Raw genomic sequence first — 20,947 nt, 5'->3', positions numbered from 1 at the left:
GGATAGCACGATGACCTTTTCCAACGCCCTGCGGCTGCGTCCGGTCCGGCGGCAGAAGCTGATCCACCTGTGCGCGCTGGGAGTCGCGCTCATGGTGGCCAACGGCACGCTGATGGCGGCCACGCCCAGCGGCGCCGTGCCCAAACCGGCGGCCACCACCGCGCCGGCGACTGCGCCGGCCTCGCTGTCGGTGTCCAAGATCGACTTCAAGCGCGGCGACGATGGCGCCGGCCGGCTGATCCTGCAGTTTGACGGTCAGGGCGCCAGCCCGGATCTGCGCAGCCAGGGCAACAGCGTCGTCATCGACGTGGGTAATGTGCGCCTGCCGGAAAGCCTGCAGAAGCCGATCAACGTGACCGACTTCGCCACCCCGGTGCAGCGTATCGACGCCAAGCCGTATGGCGGCGGCACCCAGCTGGTGCTCAACACCAACACCGCGTTCGAATCGCTGGCCTACCAGAGCGGCAACGAGTACGTGGTGGAGATCAGCCCGCGCCAGGCGGCCCCGGCAACCGGTGCGGTCAATGCCGCCACGGTCAGCCAGGCGGCGGCGTCCGTCGCCCAGCGCGGCTACAGCGGCAAGCCGGTGACCTTCAACTTCCAGGACGTGCCGGTACGTACCGTGCTGCAGCTGGTGGCCGAGGAATCCAACCTCAACGTGGTCGCCTCCGACAGCGTGCAGGGCAACGTGACCCTGCGCCTGATCAACGTACCGTGGGACCAGGCGCTGGACATCGTGCTGCGCGCCAAGGGCCTGGACAAGCGCCGCGATGGCGGCGTGATCTGGGTTGCACCGCAGCCGGAGCTGGCCAAGTTCGAGCAGGACAAGGAAGACGCGCGCATCGCGATCGAGAATCGCGAGGACCTGGTCACCGATTACATCCAGATCAACTACCACAACGCTGCGGTGATCTTCAAAGCGCTGACCGAGGCCAAGGGTATCGGCGGCGGCAACAGCGGCAGCGGCGGCAGTGGCAGCGGCAGCAATTCGCAGGAAGAAAGTGGCTTCCTGTCCTCGCGTGGCCGGATCGTGGCCGACGAGCGCACCAATACGCTGATGATCAGCGACATCCCGAAGAAGATCGCGCGGATGCGCGAGCTGATCAACGTGATCGACCGTCCGGTGGACCAGGTGCTGATCGAAAGCCGGATCGTGATCGCCACCGATACCTTCGCACGCGAGCTCGGCGCGAAGTTCGGCATCAGCGGCAGCCGCGACAACGTGTACTTCAGCGGCGACCTCGGACAGAACGGCAAGAACATCAACGACCGTGCGGCCAAGGATTTCGAGTACCAGAAGGCCATCAACGAGTGGGTGGCCGGAGGCCGCACCGGCGCGATCCCGGTCCGTGCACCGTCCACCATCAACAGCGGGTTGAACTGGAACCTGCCGGTGGACGCGCTCAAGAGCCCCGGCTCGCTGGCGCTGTCGATCCTCAATGCCGGTTATCTGCTGGACGTCGAACTGTCGGCCATGCAGGAAGAATCCCGCGGCGAAGTGATCTCCAACCCGCGCGTGGTGACCACCAACCAGCGCGAAGCGGTGATCAAGCAGGGTAAGGAAATCGGCTACGTCACCATCAGCGGTGGCGGTGCCGGCGGTGTGGCCCAGGCCAACGTGCAGTTCAAGGAAGTGGTGCTGGAGTTGAAGGTCACCCCGACCATCACCAACGACAACCGCGTGTTCCTGAACATGGCGGTCAAGAAGGATGAAGTGGACAGCTACATCGTCCTGGATGGCTACGGCACCGTGCCGACCATCAACCGCCGGGAGGTGAACACCGCCGTGCTGGTCGATGATGGCCAGACCGTGGTGATCGGTGGCGTGTATGAGTTCACCGACCGCAACAGCGTCAACAAGGTACCGTTCCTGGGCGACGTGCCGTTCCTGGGCAATCTGTTCAAGAAGCGCAGCCGCAACAAGGACAAGGCCGAACTGCTGGTGTTCGTGACCCCCAAGGTGCTGCGCGTGTCCCGGACCACCCCGGCCGTGAATTGATACGCACCCGCATGCAATGACGAAAGGGCCGCCGCGTGCGGCCCTTTCTGCGTTCAGCCAATCTTGATGTCGTAACCAGCGCTGTCCTGCCATCATGGCGATGGAACCTCTGCCCACCGTGGAGGTCACATGGATGCCATGAATCTGCCGCCCCCCATGCCCGATACCCCCACGCCCGCTCCGGTGGAGCACGACCGCCTGCACGATGCCTTCCGCGCGCTGCGCGATGGTCTGTCGTCCGAAATCGTCGGCCAGAGCGCGCTCGTCGAGCGCCTGCTGACCGCACTGCTGGCGGATGGCCACCTGCTGGTTGAAGGCGCCCCGGGCCTGGCCAAGACCACCGCGATCCGTGCCCTGGCCGCCCGGCTGGATGCGGATTTCTCGCGCGTGCAGTTCACCCCGGACCTGCTGCCGGCCGACCTCACCGGTACCGAAATCTGGCGCCCGCAGGAAGGGCGGTTCGAGTTCGTGCCCGGCCCGATCTTCCATCCCATCCTGCTTGCCGACGAAATCAACCGCGCCCCGGCCAAGGTGCAGTCCGCGCTGCTCGAAGCCATGGGCGAGCGCCAGGTCACCGTGGGCCGGCATACCTATCCGCTGCCCTCGCTGTTCCTGGTGATGGCCACGCAGAACCCGATCGAGCAGGAAGGCACCTTCCCGCTGCCCGAAGCCCAGCTGGACCGCTTCCTGATGCATGTGCGGATCGGCTATCCCGATTCGGATGCGGAGACCGAAATCCTGCGCCTGGCCCGCGAGCGCGCCCGCGAGGCGCTGTCCACGCCGGCCGCCGCGCCGGCCCGCATGCCGCTGAGCGATGTGTTCGCCGCGCGCAAGGCGGTGCTGTCGCTGCACGTGGCACCGGCGCTGGAGCGTTACCTGATCGAGATCGTGCTGGCCTCGCGCGATGCCGCCCGCTACGACCCGGCGCTGGCCCGGCGCATCGCCTGGGGCGCCAGCCCGCGTGGCTCGATCGCGCTGGAACGCTGTGCGCGTGCGCGCGCCTGGCTGGCCGGGCGTGACTTCGTCACCCCGGACGATGTGCGCAACGTGGCGCCGGATGTACTGCGCCACCGCGTGCTGCCCAGCTATGAAGCCACCGCCGAAGGCTGGGATGGCGAGCGCCTGGTCGCCGAGCTGCTGGCCCGCGTGCCGGCGCCCTGAGCGCGATGGAGACCCCCGTGCATACGGCCACGCCGCTGGAGGGCGATGGCCTGCGACCGAGCCTGGCCGAGCTGGTGGCGCTGCGCCGCAGTGCGCATCGCGCACCGCCGGCACGCCGTGGCCGCCTCGGTCATGCCGGCAGTGCGCCGTCACCGGCGCGTGGCCGGGGCATGGAGTACGCCGAGTCCCGCGACTACGTGCCGGGAGATGATGCGCGGCATATCGACTGGCGGGTCACCGCGCGCACCGGGCGGGCCCACACCAAGCTGTTCCAGGCCGAGCGCGAACGTTTGACACTGCTGGTCGCCGACACCGATCCGGTGCTGTATTTCGGCACCCGGGTCCGCTTCAAATCCGTGCAGGCCGCACGCGTCGGCGCGGTCGCGGCTTGGCTGGCGCAGCGCCAGGGCGATCGCCTCGCCGCCGTGCGGGGCAGTACCCAGGAACCGCCGATCGCACCGGCCGGTGGCACCCGCGGGGTGCTGCGCGTGCTGGATGCCCTGACCCGCTGGTATGCCGAACCGCCTGCCGAAGATGCCGGGCTGGATCGTGCGCTGGAGCAGGCGGCCCGGTTGCTGCGTCCTGGCGCACGCGTGGTCGTGCTGGCCGATCCGGCGCGCGCCTCCACCATCACCGTTGCCCGCTGGGCTGCGCTGGCCATGCACCACGAAGTGGTGGTGATGCTGCTGGTCGATCCGCTGGAACGGGCACCTCCCGCCGATGCGCTGCCCTTCCTCTCGCAGGGACGTCGCGTCCTGCTTGATCTGGGCAATGCGGCGGTGCGCGAGCATTGGCGCGAACGATTCGTCGCGCCACTGGATGCATTGCAGACCACCTTGTCCGCACGCCGGATCCAGGTGCACGTGGTCTCTACCGATGACGCCAGCGACAGCTGGTTGAGCCCGCTGCCGACCGCGGTGGTGGCATGAGCGCGGCCGCGTCGCTGCCGCTGCGTGATGTGCAGCTGCCGCCGTCACCGCCATGGTGGCCGCCCGCACCGGGCTGGTGGCTGGTGTTCGCCGCGCTCGTGCTGGTGGTGGTCGCGATCTGGGTCTGGCAGTGGCGTGCGCGGCGCGCGCGCCAGCGGTGGCTGGAGCTGTTCGATGCCGAGGTCGACCACGCCGGCTCGCCGGTACTGCAGGTTGCTGCGATCGCTTCCCTGCTGCGCCGTGCGGCGCGCCGGTACCAGCCAGGCGCGGAGCGTCTGCAGGGGCCGGCGTGGCTGGCGTTCCTGGATGAGAACAACAGCCGCGCCTTCTCCGACGGCGACGGCGCGCTGCTGCTGGACGGTGGCTATCGGCCAAGCGTGGATGCCGAGGCGGTGCAGCGGCTGCGCGTGCTCGCGCGCCGCCGTTATCTGTCGCTGCTTACGGAGCGGCGCCGATGATCGCGATCACGCTGCCGACGTGGTTGAGCTGGGTCGACAGCCTGGCCTGGCCCTGGATGCTGCTGGCGCTGCCGTTGCCGATCCTCATGCGCTGGTGGCCGTCGCGCCCCGGCGCGGGCGCCGCGCTGCGGGTGCCCTATGCCGCCGACCAGCTGCAGTCGCTCGGTGCTGCCCCGGGCGGTGCGGGGCCACGGCTGGGGCGTGCATTGCTGTGGCTGGCCTGGGCCTGCCTGTGCGTGGCCGCCGCGCGGCCGCAGCAGCTCGGCGATGCAGTGGCGCCGCCACAGCAGGGCCGGCAGATGATGCTGGCAGTGGATGTGTCCGGCAGCATGAGCGAGGCGGACATGATGCTCGGCAACCAGGTGGTCGAGCGGCTGACCGCGGCCAAGGCGGTGCTCGCCGACTTCCTGGACCGCCGCGTCGGCGATCGTGTCGGCCTGCTGATCTTCGGCGAGCGCGCCTACACGCTCACGCCGTTGACCGCCGACCTCACCAGCGTGCGTGACCAGCTGCGCGACAGCGTGGTCGGCCTGGCCGGGCGCGAGACGGCGATCGGCGATGCGATCGCGCTGGCGGTCAAACGCCTGCGCGAACAACCCCAGGGCCAGCGCGTGCTGATCCTGCTCACCGACGGCGTCAGCAATGCCGGCGTCCTCGAACCGCTGCGCGCGGCCGAACTCGCCCAGGCCGAAGGCGTGCGCGTCTACACCGTGGCCTTCGGCGGCGATGGCGGCATCAGTCTGTTCGGCGTGCAGATCGCGCCGGGCGACGACCCGGTGGACGAGGCGACCTTGAACAGGATTGCCGCGCTCACCGGTGGCCGCTCGTTCCGCGCGCGCAATACCGATGAGCTGGCCGGCATCTATGCCGAGCTGGAGCGGCTGGAACCGGTCAAATCGACGGGCCCGGCGGTGCGGCCGCGGATCGAGCGCTACGCGCCGCCGCTGGCATTGGCGTTGCTGCTGGCCGGCCTGGCCTGGCTGCTGCCGAGGCGCTGGATATGAGCGCGAGCTGGAACGCCCTGCATTTCATGCGCCCCGAGGCCCTGTGGGCGCTGCTCGCGCTGCCGCTGCTGGTGGCGATCTGGTGGTTGCGCCGGCGCCGGGCCAACGTGTGGCGGCAGACCGTGGATGCGCATCTGCTGCGCCACCTGCTGGTCGGCCGCGACCGTCGCGCCTGGGGTGGGTTGGTGCTGTTGCTGTCCGGTACGGTGATCGCGATCGTGGCCCTGGCCGGTCCCTCGTGGCGGCAGGTCGCCCAACCGTTGTGGCAGACGCCGTCGCCGCTGGTGGTTGCGCTGGATCTCTCTTCTCGGGTGACCGCGACCGATCTGCCACCGTCGCGCCTGCTCCAGGCACGCGCCAAACTGGCCACACTGCTGCGCGAACGCCAGGGCGGTGAAGTCGCCCTGCTGGTGTACGCCGATGACGCCTACACGGTGGCGCCGCTGACCGACGACATGGCCAATGTCGCCCTGTACCTGGATGCCTTGGCACCGGACGTGATGCCACGCGATGGCCAGCGCGCGGACCGTGCGCTGGAAACGGCGGTGAAGCTGCTGCAGCAATCCGGCGCACGCGGTGGCGACATTCTGCTGCTGACCGATCGCGCCGATGCCGATGCAGAACAGGCGGCGGCCTCGGCACGCGCGCAGGGTTTCGTGGTCTCCGTGCTCGGCCTGGGTACGCCGCAGGGCGCGGCCTACCGCAATGGCGAAGGCCAGATCGTGCCCGCGCGGCTGGAAGAGGGCACCCTGCGCGGCGTCGCCAGCCGCGGCGGCGGTCGCTATGCCCGCATCGCCTCCGACGACAAGGATCTGGCCGCGCTGGACGTGTTGATCCCGCGGGTCAGTGCCGATGACAGCCGCGAAGGACAGGGCCGCACCTGGCGCGATGAAGGTTTCTGGCTGCTGCCGCCGCTGATGGTGTTGGCCCTGTTTGCGTTCCGGCGGCGAGGCGCACTGGCGGTGCTGGTGATGATGGCGGCAGTGCCGATGGCGCTGCCCACGACGGCGCACGCCGCCGAAGGAACGTGGTGGCAACGCGCCGACCAGGTCGATCAGCAACGCTTGTCCAGCGGCGTGGATGCGTACCGCAAGGGCGACTTCAAGGCCGCGCAGCAGCAGTTCGAGGGCATCGACACCGACGCCGGCTGGTACAACCTCGGCAACGCATTGGCGCGCCAGGGGCAGTACGACGCGGCGATCGAAGCCTATGACCGCGCCTTGAAGAAGCATCCCGGCATGGCCGATGCGGTGGCCAACCGCGCCGCGGTCGACGCCGCCCGGAAGCGCAAGCCGCCGCAGAACAACGACCAGAACAACGATCAGAAGGACGGAAAGAACCCGCCCGAAAAGCCCGACGCAGGCACGAATCAGGGGCAGCAGGGACAGGGCAAGGAGGGTGACGGTTCGCCGCCGCAGAACCAGGGCCAACCGGGGCAGTCACCGCCGCCCTCGTCCGGTGATCCGAAGGATGGCCGCTCCCAGGGCGAGAAGTCACCGCAGGCCGCCGACAGCCAGGCGCAGGCCGAGGCCGACGCCGCCCAGCGCGAGCGCATGCAGCAGGCGATGCAGCGCCAAGGGAACAACGACGGCAACGACAAGGCCGAGGGCCAGGTCAGTGGCACCCCGCAGCAGCGTGAGCAGCAGCAGGCGGTCGAGGCCTGGATGCGGCGGGTACCGGATGATCCGGGCAGCCTGCTGCGGGCCAAGTTCCAGCTGGAAAACGAACGCAGGAAACGGGAAGGGCGATGACACACTCCACGATACAGCGCTGGTTGCGCGCCGGGCTCGTCCTGCTGCTGTGCGCGAGCCTGGCCGCGCAGGCACAGACCCGGGCATGGCTTGATCGTGACCAGATCACCGACAGCGACACCGTCACGCTCAACATTGAATCCGATGCGGGCGGTGGTGCGCCGGACTATGCACCGCTGCGGACCGACTTCGATCTCAGCAGCCAGACCAGCAGCCGCCAGGTGCAGTGGAGCAATGGCGCGATGACCTCGCGCGCGTTGTACGCGGTGGCGCTCAGCCCGAAGCGGAGCGGCACGCTGCAGGTTCCTGCCCTGCAGGTTGGCAGCAGCCGTACGCAGCCGCTGACGCTGCAGGTCGGTGCGAGCAGCGCATCGGCCCCCGCCGCGGCCACGGGCAATGCCGCCGTGTTCCTGGAAACCGAGGTCGATGATCCGACGCCGTACGTGCAGCAGAGTGTCGGCGTGGTGGTGCGCCTGTTCTACGCCGCGCAACTGCTCAGCGGTGAACTGGTGCTCGATACGCCGGCCGGTGCATCGCTGCAGCGGGTGGGCGAAGACCGCACCCTGGTGCGCGAGGTCAATGGCCGCCGCTACAACGTGGTGGAACGTCGTTTCCTGCTGATCCCCGAGCGCAGCGGAGCGCTGGTGCTGCCGGCGGCCCAGTTCAACGGGCGCAGCGCGGGCGGCTTTTTCAACGACATGTTCGGTGGCGATGGCCGCCTGCGCGCCGCGTCGGCCGAGCGCACGCTGCAGGTCCAGGCGCAGCCCGCGTCTGCCCCGCAGCCGTGGCTGCCGCTGCATGGGCTGCGCCTGCGCTACACCGCCGCGCCCACCACCGGCCGTGCCGGAGAAGCGGCCACCATCGTGGTCGAGGCCGTGGCCGAGGGCGCGACCAAGGCGCAGTTCCCGGAGCTGCCGGTGCCCGATGTCGGGCCAGGTGCGCAGGTCTTCGCCGAGCCGCCGCAGTTCGATGAAACCTTCAACGGCAGCACGCCGCAGCTCACGCTGACCCGGCGCTTCGCGATCGTGCCGCGCCAGGCCGGTGCGCTGACGGTGCCGGGGCTGCGCATGGCGTGGTGGGACGTGGCGGCCGGTCAGCCGCGCAACGCGAGCCTGCCGGACCTGCAGCTGGATATCGCCGCCGGCGTGGGCGGCAGTGCGACAGCGCCCCTGCCGGTGGACACCACCTCGGCCCTGCCGGGTGAGCCGGCCACGGCGTCCACCGATCTGCAGTTGGCGCCTGCGCAGACCGCGCCACGTCCCTGGGGCTGGATCGCCCTGTCGGCCGGCCTGGCCGTGCTGTGGCTGTTGACCCTGGCCTGGGGCTGGCGCCGACGGCGGCGGCCGGCGGTCGTGCGGGGCACCGAGGGGGTCGTATCCATCACCGCGTCGGGGAGTCCGTACACCCGCGCCGACCTGCGCCGGGCGATGGAAGCCGGCGGATTGGACGAGATCATCGCGGTGCTGGCGGGAATGGGCGGTGTGCAGACGTTCGAGCAGGTGCTCGAGCGCCTCGACGACGCACAGCAGCGGGCGGCGCTGGTCCAGATGCAGCAGGTCCGCTGGGGCGGGCAGGGCGGCGATGTCGGCCAGGCCCGACAGGATCTGCGCCGCGCCTTCCATGACGGACCGCACTGGCGGCCCCCTGCGGCCACGCAGAACAATGGCCTGGCGCCGCTGTACCCATCTGCGCATTCATAAAAAGGCGTGTCGGTCAGGGCGGCCGCCTTTGCTAAGCTGATTTCATTTTTTCGAGGAACGCCGCTCCATGACTGAGGCCGCAACGACCCGGCAGAAACTGCCTTTGCACTGGAAAATGGGCATTGGCTTCATCATCGGCCTGGTCCTCGGGCTGACCGTCCATGCGCTCGGTGGCAGTATCGACGGCCTGCAGGCCGCAGCCAAATGGGTGATGGACTACATCACCACGCCGGCCTCGGGCCTGTTCCTCAATCTGATCTTCATGCTGATCGTGCCGCTGATCTTCTCGGCGCTGATCATGGGCGTGTCGGAGATGGGCGACATCCGCGCCCTCGGCCGCATCGGCTGGAAGACGCTGGCCTACACCATCCTGCTCTCCGGCATCGCCGTGGGCATCGGCCTGGTGCTGGTCAACGTGCTCAAGCCCGGCGCAGGCGTGGACCCGGTCGTGGCCGCGCAGATGCTCACCGAGAATGCCGAGCGCAGCAAGGAAATCGTCGCTGGCATCCATGGCACGCCCAAGGGCATGGACATGCTGCTGTCGATCGTGCCGAGCAACGTGGTCGAGGCGGCCTCCAGCAATGGCGCCATCCTCTCGCTGATGTTCTTCGCGCTGATGTTCGGCATCGGCATGGTGCTGACCGACGAGGCAAAGGTCGCCCCGCTGCGTCGCGCCATCGAAGGCATCTTCGAAATCTCGATGACCCTGATCAACCTGGTCATCCGCCTGGCCCCGTACGCGGTGGCCTGCTTCATGTTCAACCTGGCCGCGCTGTTCGGCTTCGAGTTGATCATCCGCCTGGGCGCCTACGTCGGCGTGGTGGTGCTGGCGCTGGGCCTGCACATGGTGGTGACCTACGGCGTCGCGGTGTGGCTGTCCGGCCGCTCGCCGCTTGCGTTCTTCCGCGACACCCAGGAGGCCACCGTGATGGCCTTCTCGACCGCGTCCAGCAACGCCACCCTGCCGACCGCGCTGCGCGTGGCCGACCAGATGGGCCTGCCGCAGAAGGTCTCGCGCTTCGTGCTGACCGTGGGCGCCACCGCCAACCAGAACGGCACCGCGCTGTTCGAGGGCGTGACGGTGATCTTCCTGGCGCAGTTCTTCGGCGTGGACCTGAGCATCGGCCAGCAGTTCATGGTGATGGCGGTCTGCATCCTGGGCGGCATCGGCACCGCCGGCGTGCCCTCCGGCTCGCTGCCGGTGGTGGCCATGATCTGCGCGATGGTGGGCGTGAACCCGCTGGGCATCGGCCTGATCCTGGGCGTGAACCACTTCCTGGACATGTGCCGTACCGCGCTGAACGTCACCGGCGATCTGGCCCTGACCACCCTGGTGGCCAAGGGCGAGGTGGACGATGGTCCGGTCGTGGCCACGGTGGCCCCGGCCCCTGCGCCGGCCCCGCGCGACTGAGCCTGCACAGGCCCGAGCTGCCCTGACGCCCCGCCCTGTGCGGGGCGTCGTCGTTAAGGGCCTGGCCTGTCTTCGGCCTGACCCCGCCGATCACCTGTGGGACAATGGGCTGCCCGCAGCTCCGCGGGAGCCTCCCGACTCCGACAGAACCATGACGCAGCCTACCCGCCGCCAGTTGGCCAACGCCATCCGCTTCCTTGCCGCTGATGCGGTCGAAACCGCCAAGTCCGGTCATCCCGGCATGCCGATGGGCATGGCCGACATCGCCGAAGTGCTCTGGAACGACTATCTCCGTCACAACCCGAAGAATCCCAAGTGGTTCAACCGCGACCGCTTCGTGCTGTCCAACGGCCATGGCTCGATGCTGCAGTACGCGCTGCTGCACCTGAGCGGCTACGACCTGCCGATCGAGCAGCTCAAGCAGTTCCGCCAGCTGGGCAGCAAGACCGCCGGCCACCCCGAGCACCATGAAACCCCCGGCGTGGAGACGACCACCGGTCCGCTGGGTCAGGGTCTGGCCAACGCCGTGGGCTTCGCCCTGGCCGAGAAGCTGCTGGCGCAGCGCTACAACCGCCCCGAACACGAGATCGTCGACCACCGCACCTGGGTGTTCCTGGGCGACGGCTGCCTGATGGAAGGCATCTCGCATGAAGCCGCCTCGCTGGCCGGCACCTGGGGCCTGTCCAAGCTGGTCTGCTTCTGGGACGACAACCACATCTCCATCGACGGCAACACCGATGGCTGGTTCACCGACAACACCCCCGAGCGTTTCGAAGCCTATGGCTGGAACGTGGTGCGCGGCGTCGATGGCCACGACCCGGAGAGCATCAAGTCCGCCATCGACAGCGCGCTGTCGCAGTTCGACAAGCCGACCCTGATCTGCTGCCGCACCACCATCGGCTTCGGTTCGCCGGGCAAGGCCGGCAAGGAATCCAGCCACGGCGCCCCGCTGGGCAAGGACGAGCTGGAAGCGACCCGCAAGCAGCTGGGCTGGCCGTACGGCCCGTTCGAGATCCCGGAAGAGATCTACGCCGGCTGGCGTGCCGGCGGTACCGGCACCCTGCGCCAGGCCGAGTGGGAGCAGCAGTTCGACAAGTACGCCGCGCAGTACCCGGCCGAAGCCGATGAGCTGATCCGTCGTTCACACGGCGAGCTGCCGGCCGATTTCATTGCCAAGGCCGATGCCTACATCGCCCAGGTCCAGGCCGACGGCCAGACCATCGCCTCGCGCAAGGCCTCGCAGCTGGCGATCGAAGCGTTCGCGCCGCTGCTGCCGGAGCTGGTGGGTGGTTCGGCCGATCTGGCGCACTCCAACCTGACCCTGTGGAAGGCCAGCAAGTCGGTCGCCACCGATGACCCGAACGCCAACTACGTCTATTACGGCGTGCGCGAGTTCGGCATGACCGCGATCGCCAACGGCCTGGCCCTGCATGGCGGGTTCATTCCCTTCGACGCCACCTTCCTGGTGTTCAGCGATTACGCCCGCAACGGCGTGCGCATGAGCGCGCTGATCCCGGCCCACGCCATCCACGTGTACACGCACGATTCGATCGGCCTCGGCGAAGACGGCCCGACCCACCAGCCGGTGGAGCACCTGGCCTCGCTGCGCTACATCCCCAACAACGATGTGTGGCGCCCGTGCGATGCGGTCGAATCGGCGGTCAGCTGGAAGTCGGCGATCACCCGCAAGGATGGTCCGAGCTGCCTGGTCTTCAGCCGCCAGAACCTGCCGCACCAGCCGCGCAGCACCGAACAGGTCGCGCAGATCGCGCGCGGTGGCTACGTGCTGGCCGACGCCGAAGGCGGCGTGCCGGACGTGATCCTGATCGGCACCGGTTCGGAAGTGGGCCTGGCCGTGACCGCCAAGGCGGAACTGGATGCCGCCGGCATCAAGACCCGCGTGGTGTCGATGCCGTCCACCGACGTGTTCGAGCGCCAGGACGCCGCCTACCGCGAGTCCGTGCTGCCCAACGCCGTGCGCAACCGCGTGGCCGTGGAAGCCGGCGTCACCGGTTTCTGGCGCCAGTACGTAGGCCTGGACGGTGCGGTGGTCGGTATCGACACCTTCGGTGCCTCGGCCCCGGCCGAAGCGCTGTACAAGCACTTCGGGATCACCGCCGAGCACGTCGTGGCCGCGGCCAAGGCGCAGCTGGCGAACTGATCGTGGCGCCGGGCGATGCCCGGTAGCTGCAACGCGAAAGGCCGGGGAGATTCCCCGGCCTTTTCGTTTGTTGAAGGGCAAACACCACGCCATCCTTGATCGAGGGTAGATCCCCGCCATGCGTGGATGCTGTCGGCGCAACCCTCGACCATGGCTGACGCGTGATCACCACGCATCCACGCAGGGCGTGGATCTCCATCACCCGGCTGCGGTGCGCGCCAAGCCCAAGCGCACCAACCGCGCTTCGATGCGTTCGCCGAACGACTTCGGCGCTTCCAGCCCCATCCGCTGCAGATAGGCCTGGTCGCCATCGCCGGCCGGTTGCGTCAGCGCAGACAGCACCGTGCGCAGCTTGGTCATCGGTGTCTGCGTGTTCTGCTTGAGCCAGCCCAGCGCCTTGACCAGATGCTGCTCGACTTCGGTGAAATCACTGCCCAGCGGATAGTCCGGCAGCAGGCCGGACTGGCGGAATGGCGCCAGTGCCGCGCTGACTTCGGCCGCGGTGTTGCGCCGCCCATCGTCGGGCGCAGTGAACCCGGCGGCCAGCTTTTTCGAGGCTTTCGCCTTGTCCAGCAAGGCGGCCTGGAACTGCGCATCGGTGATCGCGGCCATCGCGATCACGCAGTCCTCGTCGGTCATGTTGCGCAGGTCGGCAATGCCGTACTCGTTGATGTAGAGGTCGCGCAGATGCCGCGGAATCGTGGTGTGCCCGTAGTTCCAGCGCACGTTGGACTGCAGCGTGCCCTTGTCCTCGCGGGTGGCACGGAAGATCAGCGCGCTGCGTGCACCGGGCAGAGCATGGGCCATCGCCACGAAGTTGTACTGGCCGCCCACGCCGGAGACCACACGGCCGTCTTCCAGCGCATCGGAAACGGCCGCGCCGAGCGCGGTGGCCATCATGCAGGAGTTGAAGAAGCGCGCATCGCGGCGTTGCATCCGCTCCAGCGTTTCATCGCCGCCGTAGAGCTGGTTGATCTCACTGATGCGGCGCATGCCGATCGCGCTGCGCTCCTCCTCGGGCAGGTCGCGCAGCCACTGGTAGAACTCCGGCGAGCCCAGGTAGAACGCGCCGTGCAGATACTCGCCCTCGGCCTCGAGCGTGGCGTAGTCGGTGGTCCAGGCGGTGCCGTTCTCGATCCGCTGCAGCAGCGCCAGATCGTCGTGCACCTTGCGCCGGATCACCCCGGTCTGGACCAGCCGGCGGAAGCCCTCGTTGAGCATCTCACTGCAACCGTACAGGCCGATCTCGAACGGCTCCAGGCCACCGCACTCAAGGACGGTGGGGTTGCTGGCCAGGCCGGGATCGAGCGCCTGCAGGATCTGCCGGTAGCGGGCGTTGTCGGTATGCCGCAGCACCAGCGCATGGCTGAGCGCATCGGCCAGCGTACCGATGCCGATCTGCAGCGTGCCGCCATCGCGCACCAGCGTGCTGGCGTACAGGCCGATCGCATAGTCGGCATCGCTCACCGGTTGGCGCGGCAGGCCGAACAGGTCCGGGTAGGGCCCCGGTGGCGTGATCACCAGATCGAAGAACGACACATCCACCGTGGCCGAACCGGCCAGGTAGGGCAGCTGCGGATCGATCTCGGCGATCATCAACGGGCGTGGCAGCCCGCGCGCGACCATCGCATCCAGCGTGTCCTGGGTGATGTCGTTGTTGCACGACAGCGACAGGCGCCGGTCGTTCGCGCGCATCGCCACTTTCTGCACGATCGCATGCGGCGCGCGCTGCGCCACCGCATCGGCGGCATGGGTGTAGTTGAGGCTGGTGTAGCTGCGCTGCGCCTGCGAGGAATTGAGCAGCGCACCGGACTGCATGTAGAACTCTTCCACCTGCACATGCGCCGGCAGCTGGTCGCGCACCATGGCATCGGCGTAGGCCAGGCGCGGGAACTCCGCACCGAAATGACGCTCGGCGAAGGGCGTCATGAAGCGCGCTTCCAGCCCGGCGCCGCCACGCGGTGGATTCAGCGACAGCGCGGTATACAGCTGCAGCGGCCGCGAGGCATCGTGTTCAACACGGGCATACAGCGCGTTGAGCAGCCGGTGCGGCTTGCCCAGTGCGAGCGGGGCGCCAATGCGCAGGGGGCCATCGACCCGCTGCAGCAGCCACTCGACGGCGGCGTCCAGGTCGGTCAGGTGTTCGGTCATGCGGCGCTATCCTGCGAAATCATGCGGGTCATTACAGCATTTCCGGTTTGAACAGACGGCGACGCGAGACTTCATCGCCGGAAAGCATGAACTGGCCATCGCCGCGGTAATGCACCGTGCGCGGCACTTTCGGGGAGCGCGCGACGTGCGCTTTGACGACCTCCCAGATGAACAGGCCATGCCGTTTGATCTGGCTGCGGTCTGCCAGCCGGCACTCGAAGCTGGCGTGGCACTGGGCGATCAGGGGGGCGGCGACCTCCGTGGCGGCCACCGCCTCCAGGCCGAAGTGGTCGAACTTGTCGATCTCCGCGCCGCTGCTGTTGCCGATGCCCACCACCGTATCGAGCATCTCGGCGGTGGGCACATTGATGACGCATTCGCCACTGCGGCGGATCAGCTCGAAGCTGTGGTTGCCGCTGGAGATCATCGTGGCCAGCCGTGAGGGCGTGAACTCCAGCACCATGTGCCAGCCCAGGGTCATGATGTTGCGCTGGCCTTTCCAGGCCGAGCTGATCAGCACGATCGGGCCCGGCTCCAGGAAGCGGCGCACATCGTCGACCGGGTAGTCGAATTTTCGGTAGCGTCTCATCGAGGGCTCCGTGGGGCGTGCGCCGATGCTGGCAGCGGCTGCATGAACCGGCTGTCGAAGGGTTGACACCCAGGTTGATTACGGGCGTAATCGGTTTGTCGATTACGGGTGTAAATGATGAGCCAGATCAGTGAAGCCGAAGCGGTGGTGATGGAGGTGTTGTGGCGCAGCCATCCGCTGGGCGCTGACGAGGTGGTGACCGCGCTGGCCAGCCGCGACTGGGCCGAGCCCACCATCAAGACCCTGCTCAACCGGCTGCTGACCAAGGGCGCGATCAGCGCCAGCCGTGATGGGCGCCGCTATCTGTACTCGCCGGTGCTGCAGCGCCAGGCCTGGGTGGCCGAGCAGAGCGAGGGCTTCCTGGACCGGGTCTTCGACGGTCGCGTCGCGCCGCTGGTGGCGCACTTCAGCCAGCGCGGGGAGCTGAGCGCGCAGGACATCGCCGAGCTGAAGCAGCTGATCCGGGAGCTGGGCCATGACTGAGCTGCTTGATGGACTGCTGCAGGCCAGCGTGTGGCTGTCGCTGGCGACGCTGGTGCTGGCCGCGGCCAGGCCGCTGCTGCTGCGCCTCGGAGGCGCAGCGCTGGCTTACCGCAGCTGGTGGTTGCTGCCGTTGATGCTGGTCGCGCCCTACCTGCCACTGCCACGGCTGCCGATGACTGAAACGGACCCGGTCATGGTCATGGCTTCGGCCCTGCGCGCGCCGGCCGTGCCCACCGACGCCTCGCAGTGGCCGCTACTGCTGTTGACGGTGTGGTTGCTGGGCGCGGTGGCGATGGTCGGCATCAGCTGGCGCGCGCAGCGCCGCTTCGAGCATGCCCTGGGCGCGCTGCAACCGCGCGCGGATGGCAGCTGGCAGGCCAGTGGCGATCCGGGCCTGCCGGCGCTGGTCGGCTTGTGGCGGCCGCGCATCGTGGTGAGCCCGGACTTCGAGCAGCGCTTCAGCCCCGCCGAGCAGGAGCTGATCCTGCGCCACGAACACAGCCATCGTCGTCATGGCGATCCCTGGGCAAACGCCGCGCTGGCCGCGCTGCGGTGCGTGTTCTGGTTCCACCCGTTGCTGCCGTGGGCGGCGCGCCGCTTCCTGCGTGACCAGGAACTGGCCTGCGACGCCCGCACGGTCGATCCGCATCCGGCACTGCGCCGGCTCTACGCCAACGCGCTGCTCAAGGCGCAGTTGGTCCACCCGGTTGCCCCGATGGCCTGCCACTGGCGCAGCCAACCGATGTTGAAGGAGCGGATTGCCATGTTGAAGGAACACAAGCGGAAGACATTGCCGTGGTTGACCGGGCAGGTGCTGGTGGTCGGGTTGTGCGTGGGTCTGGGCACGGTGGCCTGGGCGGGCCAGGGCACCGCGGTCGCCGCTGATCGCGATGCGATCGCGCACAAGATGCCGCCGCCGTCCTACCCGAAAGCGGCGGCCGAGCAGCGCATCGTCGGCAAGGTCGTGGTCAGGGTGGACGTGGATACCGAAGGCAGGGCGACCAATGTGCGCGTGCTTCAGGCGAGCCCGGCGGGTGTATTCGATGACGCGACGGTCGCTGCCGCGAAACAGTGGACCTTCGAACCGGCGATCCGGAATGGCAAGGCGGTGGCCTCGGCGCTGAAGATTCCGGTCACCTACGCCATGGATGATGAGGTGCCAACGCCATGAGGCAGTCATCCGTCCTGGCAGTGGCGGCGCTGTTGATGGCTGGCTGTGCCACCCATGAGACGCTTACGTCAGTGGACACGCGGGCGGAGAACGTGGGTCACCAGCGCTTGGATCCGACCACCGGCACGGGGGCTGCACAGGTCGCGAGCTATCAGCTGAAGGCTGCAGAGGGTTACCGGATGCCGCAACTGAATGCAGGTCCGGACCCCGTGCTGGGCGCTCGCGATCCGCGCAGTGAGCTTGCGCCCACGACGGTGTGCCTGCAGTTGGTCATCGATGCGCAGGGTCGCGTGGAGCGAAGTCTGCCGGTGCAGGACCGCGACGAATGCGCCGCTGGCAATGCCCCTGAGAATGCGCCGTTGCTGCAGTCCGCGCAGGATGCGGTGGCGGCCTGGCAGTACGTGCCCGCAGCGGTGTGTCACTTCGCGGAGGGGAAGGTTCCAGCGGATCAGGGCGATTGCAAGGGTGCCGCGCGCATCGAACCTGTCGCGGTGAGCCTGCTGTATGCCTTCACCTTCGAAATCGTGAAAGGCAAGGCGACCGTGCGCAGCGGGACGCCGGCGAAATAGCGAAGCAGTGCGCCCACGACGCGGTGAGATGCCTATCCGCCGCGAACGGCACCGCCCTGGATGTTCGCTTTCACCGAGGGTTCCATCAATTTAGGCTCGGCCAGCGTGGCATCCCGGGCCTGGCGGGTGGCCACGAACTCGGCTTCGCTGATGCCGTCATGCAGGTGGATGTTGTGCGCGCGCTGCGCGCCGATGGTGGTCTCGTTGGCGACCTCGCGGCCACCGGGGCCGTAGTCGTGGCAGATGAACACACGGGTCGCGTCCGGCAAGGCCAGCAGCCGCTGGATCGAGCGGTACAGCTGCGCCGCGTCACCGCCCGGGAAATCGCAGCGGGCGGTGCCGCCGTCAGGCATGAACAGCGAATCACCGGTGAACAGCGCATCGCCGATCCGATACGCCACGCTGTCACTGGTATGGCCCGGCACCGCGATCACCTCGGCGTCGATATCACCGAGCGTGAAGCGTTCGCCATCGGCGAACAGATGATCGAACTGCGAGCCGTCGGTCGGCACCTCCAGCGCGTAACGGGGTGCGAAGGTGCGCTGCACCTGCACGATGCCCGCACCCATGGCCAGGGTCGCGTCCGGCCACTGGCGCTTGAGCCAGCGCCCGGCGCTGACGTGGTCGGCGTGGGCATGGGTGTCCAGCAGCCAGCGTACCTGCAGGCCGTGCGCGCTTACGTGGGCCAGCAGCGGCTGAAGCGGCCCGGCACCGAATGCATCGGTGTCCGGGTCGTAATCCAGCACGGGATCGATCACCGCCGCCTGCAACGTCGCCGGGTCATGCACCACGTAGCTGAAAGTGTGGCTGTCCGGATGGAAGAAACTGGCGACGTGCAGTGACATGGTGATGGCCTCAGCGATTGCCCAGGGTGTCGTTGAGCAGCACCGCCAGGCGTTCACCGGCCAGGCGCAGCTCGCGCTCGGCGACCGGGCGATAGGTCGCCGCATAGCTCGGGGCCAGCGTACGCTTGTTCGGGTAAACGCCAGGTGCAATCGCGATCCGGCAACTGGCCTCGGCCCACTGCACGGCATCGGCATCGATGTTGGAGCGCGTTGCGAACACCGGCTTGGGCAGGGCCAGCAGGCGCTTGAGGTACTGGTCGTCGTCCAGCGTCTGCTCATTCAGCATGCCGCTGTCCCACAGTGAATGCAGGTTGGTACCGCGGTTGTTGAACTGCACCTGGAAATCGTTGCCGCCCTTGTCATGGCCGTAGCCGGCATGCATCGGCTGGTGGATGTCACCGGCGAAGTGCACCACGAACTTCAGTGCCTGCGCGCGTTCGGCATCGGACCTGCTGCGGTCGACGAGGATCGCGGTCTGTGCTTTCAGCGCCTCGACCACACAGTTGCCGTTCCTGCAGTGCTTCTGCACTTCGTAGTGGCAATCGTCTTCGCCGATGTTGACGTAGTGCCAGCCGGCCGAGCGCTTGCCCAGGCCGGGGTCCTTGGCGCGCAGCTGATCGGCCCACGGGGCGATGCCATGCAGTGTCGGATCCGGCTCGGCGGCGAGCAGACGGTCCACCTCGGCCTGGGCCTGCGGGGTCAGCCGGGTCTCGGCGATCCGCGCCACCAGGCGGTGGCCTTGCGCGCCCCAGGCCAGGGCATCGGTGGAAACAAGGGTGAGGGCCAGCGCGAGCGCGGTGGCCGGGAGCAGGGAAGGCATTTTCATCCGCGGCATTCTAGCGGGCTGGCCACGCGCGGGCTTGCCGCGATCTGGCCGGCTGCAGTGCCGCTCGGGTTCGGCTAGGCTCGGCGGGTGCCCGGCATCGGGCGGACGCAGGAGCGACCCCATGGCCCACATCGTTGGCCTGATCGGCGGCATGAGCTGGGAAAGCTCGGCCCACTATTACCGCCTGATCAACGAGCAGGTGCGCGACACGCTGGGCGGGCTGCATTCCGGGCGGATCCTGCTGTGGTCGTTCGATTTCGCCGAGATCGAGGCGCTGCAGCATGCCGGCGACTGGGACAGTGCCACGCAGCGGATGATCGATGCGGCCCAACGCCTGCAGGGCGCCGGAGCCACTGCCATCGTGATCTGCACCAACACCATGCACCGCATGGCGGATGCGGTGCAGGCGGCGATCGCGATTCCGCTGCTGCACATCGCCGACCCGACGGCCGAAGCGATCAAGGGCGCCGGGTTGCGGCGCATTGGCCTGCTCGGCACCGCGTTCACGATGGAACACGATTTCTACAAGGGTCGGCTCACGCACGCGCATGGCCTGGAGGTACTGGTCCCGGAGCCCGACGACCGCGCGGCAGTGCACCGGATCATCTATGAGGAGCTGGTGCAGGGGCAGGTGCTGCCGGCATCGCGCCAGAGGTATCGCGCGGTCATGCAGCGGCTGGTGGATCGCGGCGCGCAGGGCATCATCCTGGGCTGCACGGAGATCATGCTGCTGGTCGGCGCGCAGGATGCAACCGTGCCGGTGTTCGATACGACCACGCTGCATGCGCAGGCCGCGGCCCGGCATCTGCTTTCCGCAGCGTAACGGCGAGCGTCACGCCCCGCAGTGACCCCCAGACCGCCGCGCCTGTCCAAAAAAAACCCCGGCCGAAGCCGGGGAAACTGTCTTGCTGCGAGGGTGTTGCCTGGTTGGGTTCTGATCCGCCGATCAGAACTTGAACACGTACGACACGCCGTAGGCGAGCGGGTCGATGTTGACGGTGCCGATCTTTTCGCCATCGAGCTTGACCTTGCTGTCGATGTCCATCCAGCGCACATCGACGCGCAGCGAGCCCTTGTCATTGATCGCGAAGTCCAGGCCGGCATGGGCGGCCAGGCCCCAGGAATCCTCCATCTTCAGCTTGCTGCCGGCCAGCGCGCCGCCGGTCTTCTCGCTGAAGAACGTGGTGTAGTTGATGCCGGCACCCAGGAACGGGGAGACCTTGCCCGCGCTGTTGAAGTGATACTGCAGCGACACCACCGGCGGCAGGTGCTTGGTGCTGCCCACGTTGCCCAGGCCGGCGATGTTGATGTCGTGCTTGAACGGCAGCGCGGCCAGGATCTCGATGCCGAGGTTGTCGGCGATGAAGTACTCACCGGTGATGGTCGGCTTGATGTCGTTGTCGACATCGACCTTCAGGGTGCCGCCGGCCAGCGAACCGTTGTTGGACTTCGGGGCGACCTGGTGCACGCCGGCACCGATCGTCCAGTCGCCCTTGGACTGGGCCATGGCCGGGGCGGCGGCCAGCGCCAGGGCGGCGGCCAGGCTGGTGAGCAGGAGGGGGGAGGTCTTGCGCATGAGACGGTCTCGTGGCGGGTTGGAATGGGGCCAGTTTTGCCGCCCGCGCGGTTGCGCGCCTTGATCCGGATCAATCCGGGTATTTGCCGTTGTAACCGGTTCCCATTCGGCTTGCGCGGGCCTGCCCGGGTCCGGCCCTGCTAGAATGAACACCCCTTTCCAT

Annotated in this window: 18 protein-coding genes; 13 read left to right on the top strand and 5 right to left on the bottom strand. The window is 68.1% G+C overall.

The genetic code is table 11. The features are described 5' to 3' along the window. Window positions 1-10 precede the first annotated feature (10 nt). The 9 genes from OC373_RS05645 (at window position 11) to tkt (ending at window position 12,574) form a co-directional block, all read left to right on the top strand. A complete protein-coding gene (locus OC373_RS05645; protein ID WP_261997232.1) occupies window positions 11-1,999 on the top strand; it encodes a type IV pilus secretin PilQ family protein in 1,989 nt (662 codons plus the stop codon). A 138-nt stretch (window positions 2,000-2,137) separates the two neighbouring features. Next, window positions 2,138-3,160 carry a MoxR family ATPase gene (locus OC373_RS05640; RefSeq protein WP_026069886.1) on the top strand — a complete coding sequence of 341 codons (1,023 nt, stop codon included), beginning with the start codon at window positions 2,138-2,140 and terminating at the stop codon, window positions 3,158-3,160. A 5-nt stretch (window positions 3,161-3,165) separates the two neighbouring features. Continuing rightward, window positions 3,166-4,089, top strand: a complete 924-nt coding sequence (locus OC373_RS05635; RefSeq protein WP_261997231.1) for a DUF58 domain-containing protein — start codon at window positions 3,166-3,168, stop codon at window positions 4,087-4,089. Then, complete coding sequence (locus OC373_RS05630; protein WP_261997230.1) at window positions 4,086-4,547, top strand: DUF4381 domain-containing protein; 462 nt, start codon at window positions 4,086-4,088, stop codon at window positions 4,545-4,547. Before OC373_RS05635 ends, OC373_RS05630 begins: the two co-directional genes overlap by 4 nt. After that, a complete protein-coding gene (locus OC373_RS05625; protein ID WP_261997229.1) occupies window positions 4,544-5,551 on the top strand; it encodes a VWA domain-containing protein in 1,008 nt (335 codons plus the stop codon). The genes OC373_RS05630 and OC373_RS05625 overlap by 4 nt, the downstream gene beginning before the upstream one ends. Next, window positions 5,548-7,302: a tetratricopeptide repeat protein gene (locus OC373_RS05620; protein ID WP_261997228.1), complete on the top strand. Its 1,755-nt coding sequence runs from the start codon at window positions 5,548-5,550 to the stop codon at window positions 7,300-7,302. The genes OC373_RS05625 and OC373_RS05620 overlap by 4 nt, the downstream gene beginning before the upstream one ends. Continuing rightward, complete coding sequence (locus OC373_RS05615) at window positions 7,299-9,002, top strand: BatD family protein (RefSeq protein ID WP_261997227.1); 1,704 nt, start codon at window positions 7,299-7,301, stop codon at window positions 9,000-9,002. The genes OC373_RS05620 and OC373_RS05615 overlap by 4 nt, the downstream gene beginning before the upstream one ends. Before the next feature lie 67 nt (window positions 9,003-9,069). Further along, window positions 9,070-10,413: a dicarboxylate/amino acid:cation symporter gene (locus tag OC373_RS05610; protein WP_070425818.1), complete on the top strand. Its 1,344-nt coding sequence runs from the start codon at window positions 9,070-9,072 to the stop codon at window positions 10,411-10,413. A 151-nt stretch (window positions 10,414-10,564) separates the two neighbouring features. After that, window positions 10,565-12,574, top strand: coding sequence for a transketolase (gene tkt / locus OC373_RS05605; protein WP_261997226.1), 2,010 nt, complete (start codon window positions 10,565-10,567; stop codon window positions 12,572-12,574). A 198-nt stretch (window positions 12,575-12,772) separates the two neighbouring features. Here the strand turns inward: tkt and OC373_RS05600 are convergent, their stop codons facing one another. Beyond that, on the bottom strand, window positions 12,773-14,725 hold the full coding sequence (locus OC373_RS05600) for an acetyl-CoA hydrolase/transferase C-terminal domain-containing protein (RefSeq protein WP_261997225.1): 1,953 nt from the start codon (window positions 14,723-14,725) through the stop codon (window positions 12,773-12,775). 31 nt (window positions 14,726-14,756) lie between these two features. Next, window positions 14,757-15,314 carry a flavin reductase family protein gene (locus OC373_RS05595; RefSeq protein WP_046274000.1) on the bottom strand — a complete coding sequence of 186 codons (558 nt, stop codon included), beginning with the start codon at window positions 15,312-15,314 and terminating at the stop codon, window positions 14,757-14,759. 117 nt (window positions 15,315-15,431) lie between these two features. Here OC373_RS05595 and OC373_RS05590 point away from each other — a divergent pair, with 117 nt between their 5' ends. Genes OC373_RS05590 through OC373_RS05580 form a run of 3 tightly spaced genes read left to right on the top strand, consistent with a single transcriptional unit; the run spans window position 15,432 to window position 17,537 of the window. Further along, the gene (locus OC373_RS05590) at window positions 15,432-15,797 is read left to right on the top strand and encodes a BlaI/MecI/CopY family transcriptional regulator (protein ID WP_026069888.1); all 366 of its coding nucleotides are present in this window, start codon (window positions 15,432-15,434) and stop codon (window positions 15,795-15,797) included. Continuing rightward, window positions 15,790-16,968 (top strand): TonB family protein, encoded by a 1,179-nt coding sequence (locus OC373_RS05585; protein ID WP_261997224.1) that lies wholly within the window; start codon window positions 15,790-15,792, stop codon window positions 16,966-16,968. Before OC373_RS05590 ends, OC373_RS05585 begins: the two co-directional genes overlap by 8 nt. Further along, the gene (locus tag OC373_RS05580) at window positions 16,965-17,537 is read left to right on the top strand and encodes a hypothetical protein (protein ID WP_261997223.1); all 573 of its coding nucleotides are present in this window, start codon (window positions 16,965-16,967) and stop codon (window positions 17,535-17,537) included. The genes OC373_RS05585 and OC373_RS05580 overlap by 4 nt, the downstream gene beginning before the upstream one ends. A 32-nt stretch (window positions 17,538-17,569) precedes the next feature. Here the strand turns inward: OC373_RS05580 and OC373_RS05575 are convergent, their stop codons facing one another. Together OC373_RS05575 and OC373_RS05570 are read right to left on the bottom strand one after the other, a co-directional pair. Continuing rightward, on the bottom strand, window positions 17,570-18,382 hold the full coding sequence (locus OC373_RS05575; RefSeq protein ID WP_261997222.1) for an MBL fold metallo-hydrolase: 813 nt from the start codon (window positions 18,380-18,382) through the stop codon (window positions 17,570-17,572). A gap of 10 nt (window positions 18,383-18,392) precedes the next feature. Continuing rightward, a complete protein-coding gene (locus OC373_RS05570) occupies window positions 18,393-19,208 on the bottom strand; it encodes a S1/P1 nuclease (RefSeq protein WP_261997221.1) in 816 nt (271 codons plus the stop codon). 121 nt (window positions 19,209-19,329) lie between these two features. Here OC373_RS05570 and OC373_RS05565 point away from each other — a divergent pair, with 121 nt between their 5' ends. Further along, window positions 19,330-20,031: an aspartate/glutamate racemase family protein gene (locus tag OC373_RS05565; RefSeq protein WP_261997220.1), complete on the top strand. Its 702-nt coding sequence runs from the start codon at window positions 19,330-19,332 to the stop codon at window positions 20,029-20,031. Window positions 20,032-20,154: 123 nt separating this feature from the next. Here OC373_RS05565 and OC373_RS05560 read toward each other — a convergent pair whose 3' ends face one another. Then, entirely contained in the window at window positions 20,155-20,784 is a 630-nt protein-coding gene (locus OC373_RS05560) for an OmpW family outer membrane protein (protein WP_070471189.1), read from the bottom strand. Window positions 20,785-20,947: the final 163 nt, after the last annotated feature.

This window comes from Stenotrophomonas sp. Ste96 (assembly GCF_024519495.1).
Classification (GTDB): Bacteria; Pseudomonadota; Gammaproteobacteria; order Xanthomonadales; family Xanthomonadaceae; genus Stenotrophomonas; species Stenotrophomonas bentonitica_A.
The sequence above is the reverse complement of the archived record's forward strand: the minus strand, read 5'-3'. Positions and strand labels throughout refer to the sequence as shown.